Below are 20,891 nucleotides of genomic sequence, written 5' to 3'. Positions count from 1 at the left end.
GCTGATTAGCCGAATTCGTCCAGGAAAGTGAGTCGGGGGTGCGGACTTCCTACAGCGTATAATTGCCTTGCTCTTTGATTTCAGACGGGCTTATGCTTTGCGCTGTGGCATTTCCATGATCACAAAAATTTTTATAAGGCGGCCATGAATCTCTCAACGTTTATTTCCGAAAACATGGAAGCCATCCTCCAGGAATGGGAAGATTTTGCAAAGAAAATCACCATCCACTCCACCCACTTCATGGGCACGACAGAACTGCGCGACCATGCGAAACAAATGCTTCAGGTTATCGCAGCCGATCTGCGCACTCCACAAGATACACAGCAGGGCATCGATAAATCGCAAGGCCTTGCGCCAGAATCCAGAGACTCCACCGCTGCCGAGATACATACCGTTGCTCGTCTGACATCGGGATTTACTATAGAACAGTTGATGGCAGAATACCGGGCGCTGCGTGCCAGCGTGCTGCGTCTCTGGCGGGACCGCGTCAACATTTCTGATCCGGCCGAAATCCATGAGATGGTCAGGTTCAATGAAGCGATTGATCAAGCCTTGACAGAGTCAGTGGCACGTTACACAGCAATTCTGCGCGAATCACAGAATCTTTTCTTGGCCATCCTGGGGCATGACGTACGTACTCCGCTTGGCGCCATCAGTATGGGAGCCCAGTTTCTGCTGCTCGATGAGAAACTACCGGGCAAGTCTCTGAAAATGGCCTCGCGCATCCTGAGCAGTACCAAACGCATTGATGAGATTGTCAGCGACCTGCTTGATTTTGCGACCAGTCATCTGGGTGATGGCATTCCCGTTTCACCCTCGCCAATGGATTTGGCGGAGGTGTGCAACAATATAGTAGAGGAGGCCCGGACCTTTCACCCGGAGCGTGTCATCGAGTTGGAGATGGCTGGCGACCTGTGCGTCGTCTGGGATAGGGCACGCATCAGCCAGGCTTTATCCAACCTGATAGCCAACGCCATACAGTACGGCCCCGAAACCGATCCTGTGAGCATCACAGTTACTGGAGAGGAGAAAGAGATTGTATGGACTATTCACAACAAAGGCGAAGTAATCGCGCCGGAAAAACTGAAAACAATTTTCGATCCCGCTAAACGCTTCGCGCTGCGGCCAGCCCAGGAGCGCGCGCTTGCTCAAACACAAAATCTGGGACTCGGTCTATACATCACTCGCGAAATTATCAGCGCCCATGGTGGCCGTATCAGCATTACATCGAACATGGCCAAGGGGACCAGCTTCACGATACGGATGCCGCGGCAGGTACCGGCTGCGCCAAGTGGCATTTCTCCCGAATATTAGAATATTGTCATGTGAGAAACGCCCTCCCCATTTTATAGCTTCGCATTCGTCGGGCAGATTTTGAGACGGCATTAAAACCGTGCCGTCTCACAACGGCGCGAAGTCCGCTCATGGCATTTCACTTATTGTCCAGTAAGCGTCGATAGAGCGTATTACGTCCACGAATTGCCGATAATCAACGGGCTTCGACATGTACCCGGCAATTCCCAGCTCGAAACTGTTCAGCTTGTCCTGTTGTTCCTCGGATGTAGTTAACACAACCACCGGTATGCGCTTTAGCTGCTTATCATTTTTTACTGCCTGCAGGAATTCGATGCCGTTCATGATGGGCATGTTCAGGTCAAGCAGAATAATGCATGGCTTCTCAGTCTTCGAATCTTGAAGATAATCAAGGGCCTCCTCGCCATTTTCTACATGTACAAGCGGATTCGTTACCTGAATCTCATTAAGGGCGCGAATCACTGTCATTGTATCCACTTGATCATCCTCGACTACGAGAATCGGCTTGTTGTGAACTCTCACGTCACTTTTCCTTTAATTGAGAATTGAGCTACAAAAATGCGATTCGAGGCGGAGGACTAGAATGAACTCAGTCATCGTGCGCTAACGACCGTGTTTGGATCTCCCCGTGCGAAGAAACCTGCACGGCACATAAGTTGCATAAGCGGGAAAAAACCGTTATCTTTACATGGTTAAGAGTACCTTATCCTCATCTGTTACCCCTGCTCGCACTTCAGGGAATGAGCGGCTACATTAATCTCGATGCATTCGGTTCTGCTCCCCCCGCTCCCCGTCGCTCAATAAGCAGTCCGGCCCCCTTTCCTGCTCTTTCAGTTGATCTGATAGCAAGGAAGCGCCTGCATCTGCGTAACTATTTGAACCACGTTGGCCCCTCAAATAATCCAGACGCCCAATGAATAATATCATCACTCCAGATCACGGTTCATCGCTGACACCTGCGGATACTCCTGCTTCACTGGAAAAAGCCCTGGAGAAAAGCGAGGATGTAAAGGAAAAGATGGTTGATTGTGTCACGGAGCTTGCTACCGTCAACGAAGCGGTAAAGCAGGAGATGGCTACCGGGATTACATTACGACAGGCAAAAAAAGCATTGGCACAAAGCGAAAGCGTGGAAGAGAAGGTGCAGGAGTGCGCTGACGAGCTCCATGAAGTTAATCAGGTTTTGGCAGAGGGAATCGGAGACCGGAATGAGATTAATCGGGAATTAAAAAAAATGGGGCGGAAGCTGGCCGCTACCCAGCACATGCTATCCCATGCCCAGGACGTGCTGGCAGTTGCGGAGGAGGCAGCGGAGCAGGCAAGCCAACGAACGCTGCGCGATTTTGTTACAGGCATTCCCAATCGGGAGCTGTTTAACGACCGCCTTGAACAGGCGATTGCGCTCGCTCAGCGGGGCGGCTGGATACTGGGGGTGATGTTTATCGATCTGGACCGTTTCAAGGCGATCAACGATACGCACGGGCATGCCGTAGGTGACCGGGTATTGCAGGCCGTGGCGCAACGATTGGACGAACAGGTTCGCAGTGGAGACACCATCTGCCGGTGGGGTGGTGACGAGTTTCTTTATCTGTTAGTGAACCCCCAGAGCGCGGGCAATATCGAGGGGGTAGCGCGTAAGGTATTGGATCGCATTTCCGAAATCCTGATCATCGATGACTTGACGCTTTCCATTGAGCCCAGTATCGGAATTGCTGTTTACCCCAGTAATGGAAGGACGTCGCAGGAACTGCTGGTGAATGCCGACGCCGCCATGTACCGTGCGAAGAAAATGAAAACGGGGTTCAACTTCTTTGATGACGTTCAGCAAGATGGTGGCTAAGCCGGGCCCTCGGTCGCTGCCCTTCTCGCAGAAACCTGCCTGAAGGTTCGAACGGGAGGACCTGAGCATCAAGCCTGGCGCCGCAACGGCACGGAAGTTACAGGACGGGAAATATCCCGGCATTGGCATCCCTGTCATGGAACAGCTGGCGTTTTGCTAGGATGCTCCTGAATTGGGCGAGCAGGTTGCGCTTTTTCTGACTTTGAGCCGAGCATCGCATCGACGGCAAGGAAACAGCCGCGACCCGCTTTGTATACAGGGCAGTATTCCGCTCATTCGAAAATCTCCATCAGTCGTCGTTCATAACGCTGCTTGATGATCAGGATCCAGCTCTCTTCATCTTGCAGATCCAGCACATGGATGGTCAGGCTGCGCCCGTCGGGCGAGAGCCCGGCCCAAATGGTGCCCGGCGTTGCCGTGATTATACAAGCCAGCATCGCGAGCCCATATGGATCCCGCATGTCGATCGGCACATGCATGAAACCCGAATTGAAATGCCTTTTTCTCGGTCCGAGAATAATCCGCGCCACCGCGATGTTGGAACGGATGATATCGACCAGTACGACGAAAAATAGCCCGACAGCCGTCAGCAGATGATGAGGGCGGGCGGTCAGCGGACGGATCGCGGCGGTCGAGGCAGCGCTTGCGATGGTCGCGATCATGGCCAGCGCAATCTGACCGGGAGTCACGGAATCGTTGAGCAGAAGCCATATGGCGAACAGGATAGCCGTAAATAATGTCAGTGATGGCCAACGTTTCATTGCCCGGCTCTCTCAAGGCCGCTTGAAGCAGCGGACGGCACATTATTGATCAGCACGGCGTCGATATAAGTCTGAGGCGAGGACAGGGATTCACCCGCAAGGCTCAGATAATCCATAACAGGGCCGGTCCCTGCCGCCAGCGCTACGCTCAGCGCCAGCAACGCGGCGACAGGCGCCGCTTCGGTCAGGTGCAGCCGCGGGGTGACTATCTCCTCCGAACTCCAGAATAGCCGCAGGCCCATTCTGGACAATGCAACGATGCCGACCAGGCTCGACCCCAGTACCGCTGCCCATAGCATCCACACCGAGACCGGCACGCTCCCCGGGGAAGCGCCGTCCAGGGTGGCGGAAAGAATCAGTAATTTTCCGATGAAGCCAGACAGGGGCGGCAAGCCTGCCACCAGCAGCGCGCACCCGAGGAAACTCATGCCCAGGAACGCCATTGCCGCGGGTATGACGATTCCGACCACTTCATCCGAGAAATCGGGGTGAGGCGAGTCTTCGAGGCCCGTCAGCTCAGCTCTACCGGGAACGTTATCACCGAATTGCTGGGTACGCACAATCATCTCGCTCAGCATGAAAAAAGCGCCGGTGGCCAGAACCGAACTGGCCAGATAGAACAAGGCCGCACCTTTCACCGCCGCGCCTCCCAGCCCGAGCGCCGCGAGCAGCGTGCCTGCCGAAGCGATAACAGAATACGCTACCAGCCTCTGCAGCTGGACGGCGGTGAGCATCCCTGCCGTGCCCAGGATAAGGGTTATCAGGCCGATGCCAAACAGCCAGCCATCATTGAATGGGGCCGGGGCCCCTGACTCCGATGAGGCAGACAGCAGTGATCCCAGCCGCAGCAGCGCATAGATTCCTACCTTGGTCAGGATCGAGAATACGGCTGCTACCGGTGGCGCGACGGCGCTGTACGCGCCCGGCAGCCAGAAATTCAGAGGCCATGCCCCGGCCTTGAGCAGAAACGCGACGCCGAGTATCGCCGCGCCAGTCTCGAACAGCACATGATCGCCGTGCGCGAGTTGGGGTGCACGCGCTGCGAGGTCCGCCATGTTCAGCGTTCCAGTGACGCCATAGATCAATGAAACGCCGATGAGAAATACAAAAGAGCCCGCGAGATTGATGGCGATATAGTGCAGGCCGGCCTTGACGCGAGGCTGGCCGAGCCCGTGCAGTAAAAGACCATAGGACGCGGCCAGCAGCACTTCTACAAATACGAACAGATTGAACAGATCGCCCGTCAGGCACGCGCCGTTCACCCCCATGATCAGGAACTGAAACAGCGATTGAAAATGGGGCCCCATCTTCTTCCAACGAGCCTGTGCATATATCAGCGACGTCAATGCCAGCACTGCAGTCAACATCAGCATCACCGCCGAGAGGCGGTCCACCACCAGCACGATCCCGAATGGAGCCTGCCACCCGCCCAGCATGTACACCGCGATTCCTTCAGGCCAGATGTCAGGTATCGATCCGCCCGCCGCATAGGCCAGCATGCCTGCAACCACCAGGTTCGCAAGCGTGGCTACGAAGGCAATGATCGTTCGCTCCGTGCGCTGGGCCTCGACGAACAGCAGCATTGCCGCGCCCGCAATCAGCGGGATGACCACGGGCAATACCGGAAGATGCTGTATCCAGCTATTCACGCTTCCGGCCCGTTGCCGTCGACATGATCGTTGCCGGTCAAGCCGCGGGAAGCCAGCAGCACGACCAGGAACAGCGCGGTGGTAGCGAAGCCGATGACGATTGCTGTCAGCACCAGCGCCTGCGGAACGGGATCGTCGTACAGCGCCGGATCGGCTTTGCTCAACGTCTCGATAATCGGCGCACCGCCTATCAGCAACCGTCCCATCCCGAAAATGAACAGGTTCACCGCGTACGAAAGCAGGGAGAGCCCCACGATCACCTGAAACGTGCGCGGGCGCAGCAACAGCCATACCCCCGAGCCGGTCAGGACCCCAATCGCCAGAGCGTAGATCGCTTCCATCAATGTTCCTTGCCTGGCGGTGCCATTGCCGCGACACCGGGCTCGAGGACAATGGAATCCCGGACGATGGGGTCCGGGATCTGCGCAGTCACAGTGGAGGGTGCGGCAGCCACGCCCGAGCCATGCGCGACTGTCGGCCCCGGCTGCAAGATTTTTCCATCCACTTCGATGTGCGCAGTGCCTGGCCGGCGATGTCCGCGCCGGGATTGATGGGCCAGCGCCACAAGAATCAGCACGGCGGCGCCGACCACCAGAAGAAAAACGCCGAGATCGAACAGCAGCACGGTGGAAAGATGCACCTCCCCGATTATTGGCAGATGGACGTCCCGCGCCAGAGCGGACAAAAATGGACGTCCCGCGAGCCAGGCAGACACGCCTGCCCCCGCGGCACACAACAGCCCCGCCGCGATCCAGTAGTGCGGAAATATACGGGTGCGCGATTCTGCCCAGGCAGTCCCGCCCACCAGGTACTGCAGGATGACTGCCGTCGCGACTACCAGGCCGGCGACGAAACCGCCTCCCGGCTCGTTATGGCCGCGCAGCAGAAAAAACAATGCCACCATGCCCGACACCGGCAGCAGCAACTGCACGATCACCGCCGGCAGCATCATCGGGCCCTCGGGCAGCAGTGCGTGCGGATCTGGTGGCGACGCGCCGGTCTCCAGGGCCTGCTCCTGCTGCTGAATGGGCAATCCCATGCTTTCGGTCGCCGGGCGAAACCGGCGCAGCAGCGCGAAAACGGTTAACGCCACGATACCCACCACCGTGATCTCGCCCATCGTATCGAAACCGCGAAAATCGACAAGGATCACGTTTATTACGTTTGAACCGCCCGCCAGCGCAAGCGAATTCTCGATGAAAAATGGCGAAATGCCTTCGCCCGCCTGCCGAGTCAGCACCGAATAGCTCAACACGGCTATCCCGGACCCGGCAACAATGGCCAGGCCCAGATCCCGCAGTCGGCGGGTTTGCGCGCGAACGCGCGCCTGGAGTGGAATAGTCTTATCGTCGACGGACTTATAACGCGGCGGCAGCCAGCGCAGGCCCAGAAGCAGCAGGACGAGGGTCACCACCTCCACGATGAGTTGCGTCAGCGCCAGATCGGGCGCGGAAAACCAGACAAAGGTCATACAGGTAGCGAGTCCGGCCGCGCCTGACAGGCTCAGCGCGGCGAGGCGATGATACTTAGCCTGGGTAGCGGCGCCAATCGCGCAGACAGCGCCGACCAGCCACAGCAGGGCAAAAGCGGGCTCGATTGGCGCCACCGGTTTATCGCCCTGCGGCAGCCCTCCGCTGGATAACGGGATCAACGCGAACGTGAAGACCGCAGTGATCAGAAGCAGCACCTGAACCTGCAGACGCTCCGTGGAAAACCATCGCATTAACCGCCTGGCGAACACATCCAACTTCAGGAGAAGGAATTCGAAGAGGCGCTTGCCATCAAAGCGATTGATTACTGGTACCACCGCCGCGCCCTGCTGGTATTTTCCAAGCGCCCGGTACACCACTATTCCTCCGACCATGGCTGCCAGGCTCATCACCAGAGGAAGATTCAGTCCGTGCCAAACTGCAAGGCTGTGGGAAGGCATGTTCTCACCCATCACTGATCGTGCCGCCATATCGAGGTAAGGCCCAACGGTTTCGGCGGGAAACACGCCGACCACCAGGCAGGCCGCCACCAGCAGCGCACTGGGGAGCAGCATCCAGCGCGGCGGCTCATGCGGCTGCCTTGGCAAGTCCCGGGCTGGCGGCCCGAAAAATACCTGAAGGATAAAACGCAGGGAATAGGCAACGCTCAGCGTTCCCCAGATTACAGCCATTACCGGCAAGCCGAGGCGCGTGACCAGGTTTCCGCTTACGAAGACAGTTTCCGTGAAAAACATCTCTTTCGAAAGAAAGCCGTTGAACAGCGGTACCCCCGCCATCGATGCGGCCCCAACCGCAGCAAGCGTCGCCGTAATGGGCATGGCGCGATACAAGCCGCTCAGCCGCGACAGATCGCGCGTGCCCGTCTCGTGATCGACCATACCGGCCGCCATGAACAGGGAAGCCTTGAAGGTGGCGTGGTTCATGATATGAAAGATCGCCGCTATCAGCGCAAGCGGACTGTTCAAGCCAAGCAGCAGCGTGATCAGCCCCAGATGGCTGATGGTCGAATAAGCCAGCACACCCTTCATGTCGCGTTGAAACACTGCCGCGTATGCGCCAAGCACCAGCGAGAAAAGACCCGCGCTGCCAATTATCCAGAACCACGCTTCGGTACCGCTGAGCACCGGCCATAACCGGACAAGCAGGAATACCCCGGCTTTGACCATGGTTGCCGAATGCAGGTAAACAGATACGGGCGTCGGCGCCGCCATCGCATGGGGGAGCCAGAAATGAAACGGAAATTGGGCGCTCTTGGTGAGCGCGCCCAGCGCGATGAGAACCAGCACCGCCAAATACCACGGATGTCCGCGAACCAACTCGCCGGAGCCCAGCACCACATCGAGATCGTAACTGCCTGCAATGTGCCCCAGTATCAGCACGCCCGCAAGCAGGCAAAGCCCGCCGGCCGCAGTGATTGTCAATGCCATGCGTGCGCCGCGGCGCGCGTCGTCACGGTGGTACCAGTATGCTATCAACATGAAAGATGTCAGGCTGGTCAATTCCCAGAAGACTACCAGCTGGATCAGGTTGCCGGACAGCACGACCCCGAGCATCGCGCCCATGAAAGCCAGAAAGAAGGAGAAAAAACGGGGAACGGGATCCTGTGGCGCCATGTAATAGCGCGCATACAGCGCCACCAGCGCGCCCATCACGGTCACGAGCATCGCGAACAGCCAGGCAAAGCCGTCGAGTCGAAACGTAATCTCCAGGCCCAGCCCCGGCGCCCAATGCAATGACTGGCGCACGACCTCTCCCGCGGCTACTTGCGGATAATGGTGAAAGATCAGGGCAATGCAGATAACCGCGACCACGTCAGCCAGCCCCGCCGCCGCATTCCGGGCGTGGGACGGCAGAAACGCGGCACAGAGGCTGCCTGCAAATGGCAGGATAACAATCCAGACTAGCGACATGACTTATTGATTGGCTTTCCTCAGAGGCAAGCAGCGAGCCCGGCTGACCCCCCCGCGCCGTAACCACGCTACGGGACGGAATGCGGTCGGCCATGATGGATGCGGCCAGGTTGGGCACGAGCCGCACGCGACAGGGCTCCGCGAAGAAGCCATTACGGCGATCTCCAGGTCAGCCAGCGCTCAGGCGCGCAGTCACGCCGTCAGACTGGCTGCCTGAATAATATCATTTGATGATATTTTTTGACGACTTATCATGACGGGGGAGCGTTAATGCGCTCTGCCATGTTGTCGCCGATTTTATCGGAGCAGGGCTGACCTCATTTCTGCGACTTGTCATATCCTCGCCGACGCGCGCTTACGTTCCCACAAGTGGTTACGGCACACACTGCAGCGACATGAGGCATGGACTGGATAAGAGGTAGGGCTGTGCGTGGCGGGGCAACAGGACGGCCGGGCACCAGACGCTGGGCCGGTCACATCTCCAGCCGCTTCGCCTTCCAGTACGCGGACCTCCAATAGCTTTCGTTGAGGTGGGAAATGGCCACGCCCAGCTTGGACGAGGCATGCAAAAACCTGCCGTCCTCCAGATAAACACCTACATGCCTGAGCGTTCTGCCGGTCTTGAAAAAGACCAGATCACCCGGACGTAATTCGTCCTTGTCGACGTGCTGTCCCAGTTCGACCTGCAGATCCGTGGACCTCGGAAGTACAATGCCCAGCCTGGACTTGAAGGTGATATGCACGAAACCGGAACAGTCCACGCTTTGCCTGCTCATGCCCCCGATCTGGTATCGCGTCCCCTTCCACTCCTCATACTGCGCGTAGAGCGTGTTTTTAACCGCTTCAACATTGCCCAGATCGATCTCCGCACCTGGAACTATACTCATCCGGGCACTGGAGCCGGTCGTATATCCCGCTCTCGCCTGCCCTCTTTCAGGCACGCTGCTACATCCCATGAGGGCCGTTGCTGTAATCAGAGCCGCGATCCAAAGTGTGTTTTTCATAAGCGGGCTCCTGTCATGATAAATGTTCGAAAGCGCGCGAAAGGGCTCGCGCCAGGTAACTTCACATCACGATGCTAGCGCCGACGCCACTAGACCTCATCCTTCGGTGCGCCGATCGGGTGCGAAGTTATGTGCCCGTCAGTCCGTTTTTTCAAAGGAACAGGCGAATTTTAATCCATCAATCAGTAGCTCAGCAATAACTACGCTTTCACGGCGCTGTGGACCGCCGAACGGGTGGCAGGCCCCTGAAGCCTTCAAGCCAACTTTCAAGGTGTGGCCGTCAATGTCGCCATTAACGCCACTCCTTCTGAAAATCGTAGATGGGCCCCAACGACAGTATGCTGGTGAGTTCATCCAGCGCAGTGCGGCTTTCACTCAACAGGGACGGATCGGCCACGTCCGCCGGCAGGATGCGGTCGCGATAGTGGCGTTCTATCCAGGCTTTGAGCAGATCGTAGAGCGGCTGTTCGAGCATGACGCGGCTGGCCTGTTGCACCGACTCCAACTCCGCTTCTGCAAGCACCACGCGCAGCCGCAGGCAAGCGGGTCCGCCGCCGTTTCGCATGCTCTGGCGCAAATTCACGTACTCGATCCGGTCCACCGGATTGTCGGGGTTAGCTATGATGCCTTCCAGAAAAGCAGTTGCCGGCCCGGATTCGCGGCATTCCGCAGGGGCGAGGATCATCATCCCGCCATCGGGAACACTGATCAGCTGGCTGTTGAACAGATAAGTACTGATCGCTTCGGAAAGCGAGAGGTCGGCTTCGCGGGCCCGGATGAAGTGGACGGGGCAACCGCATGCAGCCTTCGCGTTCTCTTCCATCTCCAGCCAGTCGCGGTAGGCCGCCTCGTGATAGAGCAGGACATTGCAATTCGATACGGCAAGCACATCATTGTGGAATGCGCCTGCGTCGATCGCGTCCGGGTTTTGCTGAACGAAGAGCTTTTTTCCGGGCGCCAACCTGTGCAGCCTGCAAACCGCCTCGCTCGCTTCCCACGACTGGCGGGCAGGGAACTTCATCGGTTTCGGCAGATCAGGATCGGCCGAGCGGCCGAATACGAAAATCTCCAGACCGCGGTCCCCATGATCCACGCACAGGCGCATGTGATTTGCGGCACCCTCGTCCGCGCAATAAAGATTCGGCGGAAGCGGATCGTGGTGCATGAAATAACGTTCGTCGCTGAAAACCCGCTTCAGCACTGCCGCAGTAGTGGGAGGCTCGATACTGCGATGGAATTGTGAAGGCAGGTTGGCGGGGGTGATGTGCACCTTGCCATCCTCCGTATCCGGGCCAGGGGAAATCGTTGCAGCGTTTGCCACCCACATGCTGGATGCGGAACAGCAGGCACGCAGCAACCCGGGCGCCAATGCGGCCGCCTGGCGAATAATGGCAGGTTCATCGCCGTCGAACCCCATCTTCTTCAGGATGCCGATTGCCGGGCGGTCGTGTGGCGGCAGCACCGCTTGCATGATACCCATATCCGCCAGCCGCTTCATTTTTGCCAGCCCCTGCAAGGCGGCTTCGCGGGGATTGGATTCGGTCAAAGCATTCTCCGCTGCCGCCAGGTTCCCGACCGCCAACCCCCCGTAGTTATGCGTTGGGCCGACCAGAGCGTCAAAATTGACCTCCCACGCCCTCATGAAGAGCCCCATGCGCGACCCCAGGCGCTGACGTCATGCCGGCTTCGGGACGCCTCAGCCTTGGGGGACGGGATCGCCATGACCGGAAGTTTTCCTCGTCGGCGGAATCGCACTGGCGGCCGCATATTCCAGCCGCCGCGCTCTTTTCTCCAATCCGCCAACGACCAGTTTCTGAATGCGCTTGTGGGGAAGCGCTTCCCCCGCCGCCCAACGCGAGACCGTTGAGGGCGCAAATTCGAATTCATCAGCAATGGCGCGTTGCGACGCACCCGCGATGTCGCCATGCTCGACCAGCCAGGAAAACTCCGCGGGATCTCCAGCCCACTCCGTGCACATCCGGCGATATTGCTCTATCGTAACCACGACTGACGTATCCTCACTTTTTGTTCATAGAATAATTGCAACCCGCAATTATTTATATTCCAGAAGCTTTGCCCTGTCAAACACTTGCTCTGCTGTAAGCAAGAAATCCGACGCAAAAAAGCGATAAAGCCCCTGTGAAAACAAAAATTGCTTCCCATTGATTTTGACCCTGATGCCCTTATATAGCGCTATCCGTTGGGAGCAAAGCTGGGAAGCAGAAAATCGGTGCGAGAGCGTTCGTTGTGCCCGAAAAACCGGTCTACCCAACGCAGACAGGGGCTGTACCGCCTTGGCATACCGCGCGTTCGTAGCACCTGCGCGGACGCAACGGCCGCAACACTAATGGCGGCAGGAACAACGCGTGAGGAACTGAGACAATGAGAGTCACCCAGGCAACAGTCAGGGCGGCGGGCCTCGCCGATGTGGACCATATTTTGGCCGAATACCGCGACGCGATCAGCAACCTGCCGCCAGAAGAGTCGGCGAATCTGCTGTGGCGCCCTTACGGGGAGTTCAAGGCAGCAGTTGAAAATGGGCTTTTTTTCATCGTCGAGAACGCCACGGGAAACTTCATGGCCGGCGCCGGCGTGTTCGATCTTGCGGACCCGGCCGAGAAAGAACTGGGGATGTGCTACGTCAGGCAGGAGTGGCGGGGCTATGGGTTGCAAACGCTCCTCTTGCACGTCAGGGTCTGCGCTGCGACTCTGGGTCAGGTGCCTGATAAAGGCGCAGGCAATCGCGCAGCAAGAAACTACGCTGCGCTTATCACCGGCGTCAAACCGGCCAACGCGCGCTCGGCATCAAATACGGCGGAATTAGGGTTTGAGCCGCTCCCCGCGCCCTCGCCTGCGCTGTTCAACGCTTGCGCATCCTGCCGGACGCCTCCGACCCCGCAGTGCGGACGGAAGTGCTGTTGCGATTTCTTTTCTCTTGCAGATACCCGGCGCAGGCAGGTACTGGAAAAAAGTCTGCAGATGGAGAACTGGAGCAGGACGAGAAACGACCATCAGCTTATCGTGGCGTTGAAGATCCGCCATTTACTGGATCCCGACTTCCGGACAGCGCTGCAGGACATTGTGGATGAACTACGCAGCGATGAGCTGCCCAGCGAAAAGCTACGCCATGATGAACCGCGACTTGAGGCAGAACCCGTAGCGGTAGAATCCGTGGGCAGGATTAACGACGTGTAATCCGACAATGAGGCGCTCGGCAGAATCGCATGGGGACTCGTTACGCTTCGCTGACCCAACCTGCCTCAAATTTTGATATGCGATGATGGGTCGTCTTTACGAGGAGCCCTTTGTCGCTGAAGACCTTCCATTCGCCAGCTTTTTTACCGTTCTCGTAGAAGCCTTCGTCATAGACGGATCCGTTCGGGTGAAAACGCTTCCAAAGCCCGATCTGAGTGCCCGCTTCAAATGATCCGATTTGCATCAGATTGCCATTTTCGCGGTACCACTTCCATTCACCCGAAAGCTGCCCCGCCTCATACTTCCCAACAGCTTTTAACTTGCCGTTCTTTAGATAGTATTTCCACTCACCCTGCTTTTCACCGTCGAGAAAGTCCCCCGCCGATTCAAGCGTCCCATCCTTGAAGAAAAACGTCGCAGCGCCATTCCGCAGCTTGCCCTGCTCATCGAGTTTGCTTGCGTTCCCCCTCATTGCTCATCTCCATTGCGTCTCATCCAGCCGATCAAACACACCTCACTGCGGCGGGTTAATGAAGTGCAATCCGACAGCAATATACGCGATAGATTCGGATGGGGTACGTGACGAGACGTACCGTCGGGTTATGCTTCACTAACCCAACCACCCGAACCACCCCAGCGGCCGCCGCGACCCCCAGCTACTTCCCGGGTATTTCGTAATCGGTGGTCAGCATTTCCAGGAGGTGTCCGCCGGGATCGCGGAAGTAAACGCCCCGTCCGCCATAATGGTGGTTGATGCTCATGTCTTCCGGATTGAAAGGCCCGCTGCCGTATTTGAGGTTTTCCCCCTGCAGGCGCTTGAATATCTCGTCGAATTCCTGCTCCGTCACCTTGAACGCATAGTGATGAGACTCGTACTTGTCTTTGCTGTCGAAATCCAGGCTCAAGGTGTCGTTCACCTTCACCACGATGAAGTGGGAAAACTCGCCGATATATTCGAACCCGAATATTCTCGAATAAAACCGGGCGGACTCAACTTTGTCGTGCGCAGGCACGATGGTGTGATTCAATGTGATGGTCATCGCGTCCCTCATCATCCGTGACAGGAAGGCTAACCTTACCCCCCTTTAATCTGACCCGCAACCATCAGCGGCAGCGAGCTTGGCGACGCGCCCTGCCGGTCTGCCTCATGCTCATGGATTGGATTCCCTGAGCAGTTCCTAGGGCTTCCTCTCCCGACTCTCCCGTTCTGCCTTGTTGCTGCGCGAGATAGAAAGTATTAGCCAAATCCCCCCGATCGATGCGAATACGAAGCCGAGCAAACCGAAAAAGGGCAACCCAAACAGGGTGGGTCCACCGGATACCGTCATCACGACAGATGAGCCGACAATGATGGAGGCAACGATGATGCCGACGATCAGCCGGTTTGTCGCCCCGTCCAGCTGATCGCCCACATGCTTGAGATGTCCCACATCGATGTGAAGTTCCAGCCTCCCTCGTCGCGCCGCCCGCAGCAGTTGTGAGAGATCCCGCGGCAGATCGGACATCAGCTTGGATATCTCAGAGGCGGCGTGCCAGCCGCGTTTGGCCAGCGCTGCGGGGGCGTAGCGGACTAATAACGCCTCTCGCAGCATGGGTAGCGCTTCTCCCGCCAGATCCAACTCCGGATCGAGTTCCCGGCCCATTCCTTCGAGCGAAATGAATGCCTTGATGAAGAGCACCAGATCGGGCGGCAAGGAGAGCTGGTGTGAACGCAGGATTGCCACCAGATCGGCAAGCATGGTTCCCAGCTTAAGTTGTTTCAACGGCATGCCGAGATGCTGGTCGACGAACGTCTGAATTTCAGCCGTAAGTGCTTCTTCGTTTACTATGCCGGTCCCCGTCCAGTCAAGCAGCACATTGGCGACGAGCGCGGGCTCGTGCTGCACGAGGCCGAGCAGCAAATGGATCAACTGGTCACGCCGCTCGTCGGAAAGCCTGCCGACCATGCCGAAATCAATGAAGGCGATGCGGTTGCCCGGTAAATAGAATACGTTGCCGGGATGTGGGTCAGCGTGGAACAGGCCGTCCACTGCAATCATCTTGAGCACGGCATTCACGCCGCGGCGTGCTAGCACCTTGCGGTCAAGCCCCGCCCGCTCGACAGCCGCAAGGTCGCGACCAGGGATGCCGTCGATATACTCCTGCACGCACACCCGCTCACCCGTCCATTGCCAATATACCTTTGGAATCACAATAAGCGAGGGCGGGCCATGGGGTTCCGCCACTGCCCCTGCGACACCTTGATTCGCAGGGACCGTTGAATCAGGATCGGAATACCCGGCAAAGTTCGCCGCTATGCGCTCCGCATGCCGGCACTCCGCCGCGAAATCAAGTTCCCGCCGCAGCGACTGGTTGAACTGCCGAACCACCTCCCGCCAGTGAAAATGGCGCAATTCGGTGTTACCGGTTTCGATCGCTTCCGCCAGTCGCGAGACCCAGCGCAGATCGGCCTCGATCACTGCCCTCACCCCGGGCCGGCGCACCTTGACCACGACTTCGCTCCCATCCGCGAGCCGAGCTCGATGCACCTGGGCAATGGAACCGGCCGCCAGTGGCTCCGGATCAAATGCGGCAAATACTTCCTCCGGCGGAGCACCCAGGTCTTCCGTGAGCTGCTGATAAACCTCCGGATAGGGCGAAGGGAGCGTGCTGTCCTGCAACTTGCTGAATTCCTCGATCCACTCGGGATCGAAGAGATCGACGCGGGTAGCGAGGATCTGGCCAAGCTTGACAAACGTCGGGCCCATTTCCTCCATGGCGCGACGCACTCGGGCGGGCGGCTCAAGCTGAGCCAACTCAGTGGCTTCATTCCACCTTAATGCGCGCCCCGTCCGCTCCAGCGCATTGGCGAGCCCCATCCGGCGCACCATGTCGCCAAACCCGTAACGGATCAGGATGGATGCAATCTCGTGCAGCCGGCCGAGGTCGCGCGCCGCCATCAGCGCTTGCCAAAGCATCAGCAATACCTCGAGTTTATTAGATGCATGAACATCTGTGCCTCATATGCGGTAACACGACCTATACATTACCTTGAATGGAGTCGCCGTATCCCGGATTTTATTGCAACCCGTTCCACTGTAACCCATTTTACTGCAACCGCTGGGCAAAGCGCCCAGGGCATTGAAGGTAAAAATCAAAAGTACCCCTCTGTGACTTCCCCACGTTTTCCGGCAATTCGCAAACGCGGTTCCTACCCTGAAGCTCTGTTCGGCACCGAACAGAAACCGGGTCCCCTAATCCACAAAATTATTGTGGGTTTTTCCGGCTTGACGTTTCAGTATCAACAAGAAAGAAAGCCGGTGGAAACATCAAGAGGAAAAACTTCTCACCCGACATTATCCCATTTACTTTGGAGTTATCTATGAAACCACATTCAATTTTTTCCGGCGCTGTACGGTTGTTAGCGCTGCTCGTCTTAAGCGTAGGCTTGAGCATCGGCCTGGATGGCACCGTTAATGCCCAGGAAGGCATGCAAGGGCAGGACCGCGAAAAATCCGGGTCACAAGCAACATCCGCCAGCGGCGGAAAGAAACAGCTGCCCTGCGGCGGGCCAAGCGTCATTCAGTGTCCGCGCGGCATGTCTTGCGTGGACAACCCCCATGACAAATGCGATCCGACCAAGGATGGCCTCGACTGCCCAGGCACATGCGTCGCTGGTAGCGGACAAGAACAGAAAGTCAAGGCGCCCTGCGGCGGACCATCCATGATCGTGTGCCAGGGTGGCATGATTTGTGTGGACGACCCTGCCGATAACTGCGACCCCACAAAAGATGGTCTCAACTGCAAGGGTTTTTGCGTCGATCGCCCGTAGTCTTTCCTCCGCTTCAGTCGACGCTAAAAAAAGGGACAGCCTCTAAAGGGCTTGTCCCTTTTTGGATAGCCCCGTCTCCCATACCTTCCCGAACGACATACTCTCTTCAGCGACAACGCGAGCACGCCCTCCATTTAATCGCTCGAACGGCTTTTTATATGTGTTCTCCGATTTTTTTCTTTTCAGCTTCAGCGAAGTCGGTGGCTCTTCCGGCGTTTTGCTTGGTCCAGTCGAAGCTGACGTAGGTTAAGGAACTTTCTCGTCCACTACGATTCGTTTATCAAGAGAACTCGATAAGCTTATATAAAACTAATATAACCCAGCCCCGACGTCATCAGTACAATAACAGCATCAAATGGCTCAGCACGCTCTCGAGGCGGATACCACAATATGCGCAAATATGTCCCTTACATACGAACTGCGGAAGGCTTTATCGAGCGGGTCTCCTATGCAGTTTACAATTCCCCTGACGAGCCGCCGGCTCCTTATGTTCACGAACAGTCCATCAGCGGCTGGCCGGAATCCACGGTATTCTGGGCAAAGGCAACCGGGCGCAGCGTAGGCATTGCCCCTCTTTTCTCCGCCACCCCTGGCGCGGACAGAGGCGTAAAGGCTTCGTCTTCAGCAGATATTGCTACTCTTCTCTCCCCCGTCCCCGACTAATCGTCAACCCGGCCCGAACCTTGCACATCCATAAATCGCACGCCGTACTTCGCGAAGCTGGAACAACCTGCTTGATGGGCCGTTTTAAACCGGCTCTTTCCGGATCAGCAGCTATCCTGCTTCAGTCATCCTCCTTTACCGATACAACCACCTCTGCGAACGCTCGCAAGACCCTTGAATTAACGTTGTTTTTATAAAATAGTTCTTGTAGATTTCGCTACTTAGTTCAAAAGTGTCATGCTAATATAGCTCTGCAGTTTGTATTACTCTTGAATATTCATTTTTTAATTTTAGGAGGTCTTACTGTGAGCAAATTATCGTTTCGTCTGCTGCAAGTTGCACCCCTCGCTTCGGCTCTGTTTCTGACGGGTCTGCCTGCTGTAAAGGCGGCCACCATGGATGACGTACTGGCTGGAATGGAGGAGCAAAGTCCTGTTGATATTCGTCCGGATAACACCTTTTTCCGCCGACTGACTCCGCTGAAGTTTAGTTTGAGTTCAGACACAGACTTAAGCGTACTCAACACCGGTTCGCCCAACCACGAGAGCGCCATCAAAGCAAATATTCTCCCCGGGGCAGGATCAGTCACCGTTGATGGCCATACCTATAACCTGGCTCAATTCCACTTTCACACGCCCTCTGAGCATCTGGAAAGCAGCAAGGCCACGCCCCTGGAGTTGCATATGGTATTCGCCGACTCCACGGATAATCTTCTGGTGGTGGGGCGGTGGATAAACCAGGGCAGCTTCAATAGCGCGCTTGACCCGATTTTCTCGGACTTGCCAACAGCAAGCGAAACGCATCAGGTGTCCGACTTTAACCTGAATTCACTTCTGCCCGACAATCTACAATCATTTCGTTACGAGGGGTCGCTCACGACTCCCCCATTTACCGAGGAGGTAACCTGGATAAACCTGGCGCGGCCGCTCGAAATGGCGGCCGCCCAAATCCAGGCTTATCAAGACCTCTTCCCCCACGGCAACACGCGTCCGGTTCAACCCCTCGGTGATCGAATCATACTTACAGATGTGCCAGGGTTCGTCACCAACGTTCCGGAACCGCAAACCTATGCCATGTTCCTGGCGGGATTGGGTTTGCTTGGTTTTATGTCGCGGCGAAGCAGGCAGACGTAAAAGAAGCGGCCTGGGAAATAAGAAGACCCGCCTTGGTTCTCAAGGCGGGTTTTTCATTCGGGCAACACAACCGCTGGTTCAAGTTCAAGTTGAGCTCGTTGGTCATTTAAACGCCGTGACCAACACCTCTACGTAGAAAAAATCACTAAAGCCCGGACGCTGCGTGATTTCCTCGGGGTGCGCCGCCATCCGGTTTTTGATGAAGTCCCCAGCGATGAAGTGCGAATAACCAATGACTGTGTTGATTCTCGGGTCAATCTGATAACGTACGCGCAGTTCCACCCCGTTCCCGACCTCGTCGCCGCTTCTCCCGGTCCTGTCCCGATTGAAGCCGGGGTCCCTGACGACGCTGATGTTGCCATCAAAAGTGTCGAACAACCGGTCGGTACTGCTCGCCAGCCAGAACCAGGCATAGCTGGCTTCAATCCCCAGTTTCTGGGTCGGCTGCAGGTCAAACCTGATTCGGGGATGCTTGATGTTTTCATAAATAATATAGTGATCTGACGACCATGGGCGTGCAAAGCCAAAAAAACGGTCGAAACGATTGTTCACGCCGTCATTGGGATGCCGGTCACCTGTAGCATAACCGTAAAAGCCACTGAGACGCGGCTTCCAGGCGTGCTTGAACTTATACCCCACCTCGGTGGTATAACCGTAGGCATCATGACGCTCGGTGCCGTTAGTACCGAACTGGTAGCTGAAGTTCACATCGAAATCGAGCCCGGTAGTCCCGATCAGTCCGTAGCCGCGCAACGATGGCATGTGAATCTCGCGATCAAGCCGGTTGGTTGCGGTATGGCCGTTGGGATCAGCAGTCTGCTTCTGGCCCATATAATAAGGTTGCAGCGTGATGATATCGGACCACTTGCGCCAATGCCCGATTGTGCCAAAAAACCAAAGGTGGTCGTTGGCCTCATCGAATTGGGTCTGCAGGCGCTTGACCGGCTGGTAGCCAAATGTATCAATTTCCCAGTCATTCGCTTCCCGCCCGAGGTTCAGGCGAAAGCCTTCGAAGGTATTCGTGGTATTACGCCATTCGTTGCGTGCGATAAAACGCCGATCCAGCGTTTCATAAGCCATACGCCCTGCCCGAAACCTGATTGGACGGTTCTGCTTGCGATCGTCCTGGCCCAACGCATTTTTAAAATTCAATTCCCCGTATCCCTGGATCAGGTCGTACGGGTTGTTTTCCTGGTCAGTTGTCGGAAACCGGTTGTTGTAGACCCGCGAGTCCTGGAACTCGACTGCAAAGCGGAACGGGTCGAGAATTTCCCTTATGCCCAGGTAGGCTCGCGAACGTATAAAAAACGGGTTGTCGAATCCTGCTTCGACACGGCGGAAATCATCGTGGCGCATTTCATAGCGGGTGCGAAACTCGAAACCGATATCCAGCCAGTGGATGTCCTTGAATGCCTCAATGCCGGTCTGGCTCAGCCGGCGCACATATCGGGGCGGATCGGAGTCCGGATTGGTCGCATAACTGTTCGCAGGGCGATAATAGCTGGTGGATTTGTTATCCCCGTTCGGTTTGGCTTCGGGTGACCCAGCCGGTTTTTCGGATGCGGCGGATTTATCCGCCGGGATCGCCCATTTATTGCCCTCGTCTGGCGACTTGATGAGCCATTTGTAATTTTCATCCGAGGATTTGGCCGGCGCGCTATCCGCGCCGGGTGCCGCTGCCTGCGCCAACTGTTCGGCCCGTTGCCGCGCGGACGGGGGCTGGGCCTCCGGGCCGCTCGATGAGCCATTCAATAGACTGCCGTTAGCCTGAACTGACCCGATCGGTAATACGCCGATTATCGTTGCAAGCATGATTCGCCACCCGTATTTCACTGCATTCCCCTGAATGGCTCCTCCGGTATCCCGGTCGGCGACCCTATCGGTTGCTGTTTCCACCTCCAGTCTTGTGGTCGGTGTTACTTCGTCGCCTGCGGCGCGGTCCATCGCCGTTCCCGCTCAGCAAACGAAGGTTAGCAGAAGCTCTATATAAGATTAAATTATATTATTTCACTTGCTTATCCATTTTAAAGATATGGGGCGTTCACTTCGCTTACGGAAAGGATCGCGAAAGGCGGGAAAAGACCCGGGGCACTGGCTCCGTGGTATGAAAGCAGCTGAATT

Annotated in this window: 19 protein-coding genes; 7 read left to right on the top strand and 12 right to left on the bottom strand. The window is 56.7% G+C overall.

The window, feature by feature from the left end:
* Positions 1-144 precede the first annotated feature (144 nt).
* A complete protein-coding gene (locus C8R31_RS04115; protein ID WP_107692745.1) occupies positions 145-1,314 on the top strand; it encodes a sensor histidine kinase in 1,170 nt (389 codons plus the stop codon).
* A 108-nt stretch (positions 1,315-1,422) separates the two neighbouring features.
* Here C8R31_RS04115 and C8R31_RS04110 read toward each other — a convergent pair whose 3' ends face one another.
* A complete protein-coding gene (locus tag C8R31_RS04110; protein WP_107692744.1) occupies positions 1,423-1,836 on the bottom strand; it encodes a response regulator in 414 nt (137 codons plus the stop codon).
* Positions 1,837-2,227: 391 nt separating this feature from the next.
* On the opposite strand from C8R31_RS04110, the gene C8R31_RS04105 reads away from it, so the two are divergent.
* The gene (locus C8R31_RS04105) at positions 2,228-3,154 is read left to right on the top strand and encodes a GGDEF domain-containing protein (RefSeq protein ID WP_107692743.1); all 927 of its coding nucleotides are present in this window, start codon (positions 2,228-2,230) and stop codon (positions 3,152-3,154) included.
* A gap of 272 nt (positions 3,155-3,426) precedes the next feature.
* On the opposite strand, the gene C8R31_RS04100 is transcribed toward C8R31_RS04105, so the two are convergent.
* From C8R31_RS04100 to C8R31_RS04070, 7 genes are all read right to left on the bottom strand, one after another.
* Complete coding sequence (locus tag C8R31_RS04100; protein ID WP_107692742.1) at positions 3,427-3,915, bottom strand: Na+/H+ antiporter subunit E; 489 nt, start codon at positions 3,913-3,915, stop codon at positions 3,427-3,429.
* Positions 3,912-5,564, bottom strand: a complete 1,653-nt coding sequence (locus C8R31_RS04095) for a monovalent cation/H+ antiporter subunit D (RefSeq protein ID WP_107692741.1) — start codon at positions 5,562-5,564, stop codon at positions 3,912-3,914. Before C8R31_RS04095 ends, C8R31_RS04100 begins: the two co-directional genes overlap by 4 nt.
* On the bottom strand, positions 5,561-5,905 hold the full coding sequence (locus tag C8R31_RS04090; protein ID WP_107692740.1) for a Na+/H+ antiporter subunit C: 345 nt from the start codon (positions 5,903-5,905) through the stop codon (positions 5,561-5,563). The genes C8R31_RS04095 and C8R31_RS04090 overlap by 4 nt, the downstream gene beginning before the upstream one ends.
* Entirely contained in the window at positions 5,905-8,964 is a 3,060-nt protein-coding gene (locus tag C8R31_RS04085) for a monovalent cation/H+ antiporter subunit A (RefSeq protein WP_107692739.1), read from the bottom strand. The genes C8R31_RS04090 and C8R31_RS04085 overlap by 1 nt, the downstream gene beginning before the upstream one ends.
* A gap of 473 nt (positions 8,965-9,437) precedes the next feature.
* The gene (locus C8R31_RS04080; protein WP_107692738.1) at positions 9,438-9,968 is read right to left on the bottom strand and encodes an NlpC/P60 family protein; all 531 of its coding nucleotides are present in this window, start codon (positions 9,966-9,968) and stop codon (positions 9,438-9,440) included.
* Between the two features lie 292 nt (positions 9,969-10,260).
* Positions 10,261-11,610: an N-succinylarginine dihydrolase gene (gene astB, locus C8R31_RS04075; RefSeq protein WP_107692840.1), complete on the bottom strand. Its 1,350-nt coding sequence runs from the start codon at positions 11,608-11,610 to the stop codon at positions 10,261-10,263.
* Between the two features lie 54 nt (positions 11,611-11,664).
* Positions 11,665-11,973 (bottom strand): hypothetical protein, encoded by a 309-nt coding sequence (locus tag C8R31_RS04070; protein WP_146164548.1) that lies wholly within the window; start codon positions 11,971-11,973, stop codon positions 11,665-11,667.
* A gap of 377 nt (positions 11,974-12,350) precedes the next feature.
* Here C8R31_RS04070 and C8R31_RS04065 point away from each other — a divergent pair, with 377 nt between their 5' ends.
* Positions 12,351-13,163, top strand: coding sequence for a hypothetical protein (locus C8R31_RS04065; protein WP_107692736.1), 813 nt, complete (start codon positions 12,351-12,353; stop codon positions 13,161-13,163).
* Between the two features lie 40 nt (positions 13,164-13,203).
* On the opposite strand, the gene C8R31_RS04060 is transcribed toward C8R31_RS04065, so the two are convergent.
* From C8R31_RS04060 to C8R31_RS04050, 3 genes are all read right to left on the bottom strand, one after another.
* Positions 13,204-13,635 carry a toxin-antitoxin system YwqK family antitoxin gene (locus C8R31_RS04060; protein WP_107692735.1) on the bottom strand — a complete coding sequence of 144 codons (432 nt, stop codon included), beginning with the start codon at positions 13,633-13,635 and terminating at the stop codon, positions 13,204-13,206.
* Between the two features lie 184 nt (positions 13,636-13,819).
* A complete protein-coding gene (locus C8R31_RS04055; RefSeq protein WP_107692734.1) occupies positions 13,820-14,203 on the bottom strand; it encodes a VOC family protein in 384 nt (127 codons plus the stop codon).
* A 138-nt stretch (positions 14,204-14,341) separates the two neighbouring features.
* A complete protein-coding gene (locus tag C8R31_RS04050) occupies positions 14,342-16,120 on the bottom strand; it encodes an AarF/ABC1/UbiB kinase family protein (RefSeq protein ID WP_107692733.1) in 1,779 nt (592 codons plus the stop codon).
* 27 nt (positions 16,121-16,147) lie between these two features.
* Between C8R31_RS04050 and C8R31_RS15805 the strand changes: the two genes are divergently transcribed.
* From C8R31_RS15805 to C8R31_RS04035, 4 genes are all read left to right on the top strand, one after another.
* Entirely contained in the window at positions 16,148-16,528 is a 381-nt protein-coding gene (locus tag C8R31_RS15805) for a hypothetical protein (protein WP_146164547.1), read from the top strand.
* Positions 16,525-16,974: a hypothetical protein gene (locus C8R31_RS04045; protein WP_107692732.1), complete on the top strand. Its 450-nt coding sequence runs from the start codon at positions 16,525-16,527 to the stop codon at positions 16,972-16,974. The genes C8R31_RS15805 and C8R31_RS04045 overlap by 4 nt, the downstream gene beginning before the upstream one ends.
* A 390-nt stretch (positions 16,975-17,364) precedes the next feature.
* Complete coding sequence (locus C8R31_RS04040; RefSeq protein WP_107692731.1) at positions 17,365-17,637, top strand: hypothetical protein; 273 nt, start codon at positions 17,365-17,367, stop codon at positions 17,635-17,637.
* Positions 17,638-17,942: 305 nt separating this feature from the next.
* Complete coding sequence (locus tag C8R31_RS04035) at positions 17,943-18,770, top strand: carbonic anhydrase family protein (RefSeq protein WP_258192527.1); 828 nt, start codon at positions 17,943-17,945, stop codon at positions 18,768-18,770.
* Positions 18,771-18,872: 102 nt separating this feature from the next.
* Here the strand turns inward: C8R31_RS04035 and C8R31_RS04030 are convergent, their stop codons facing one another.
* Positions 18,873-20,714 carry an alginate export family protein gene (locus C8R31_RS04030; protein WP_258192526.1) on the bottom strand — a complete coding sequence of 614 codons (1,842 nt, stop codon included), beginning with the start codon at positions 20,712-20,714 and terminating at the stop codon, positions 18,873-18,875.
* Positions 20,715-20,891 lie beyond the last annotated feature (177 nt).

This window comes from Nitrosospira sp. Nsp2 (assembly GCF_003050965.1).
Lineage (GTDB): Bacteria > Pseudomonadota > Gammaproteobacteria > Burkholderiales > Nitrosomonadaceae > Nitrosospira.
The sequence above is the reverse complement of the archived record's forward strand: the minus strand, read 5'-3'. Positions and strand labels throughout refer to the sequence as shown.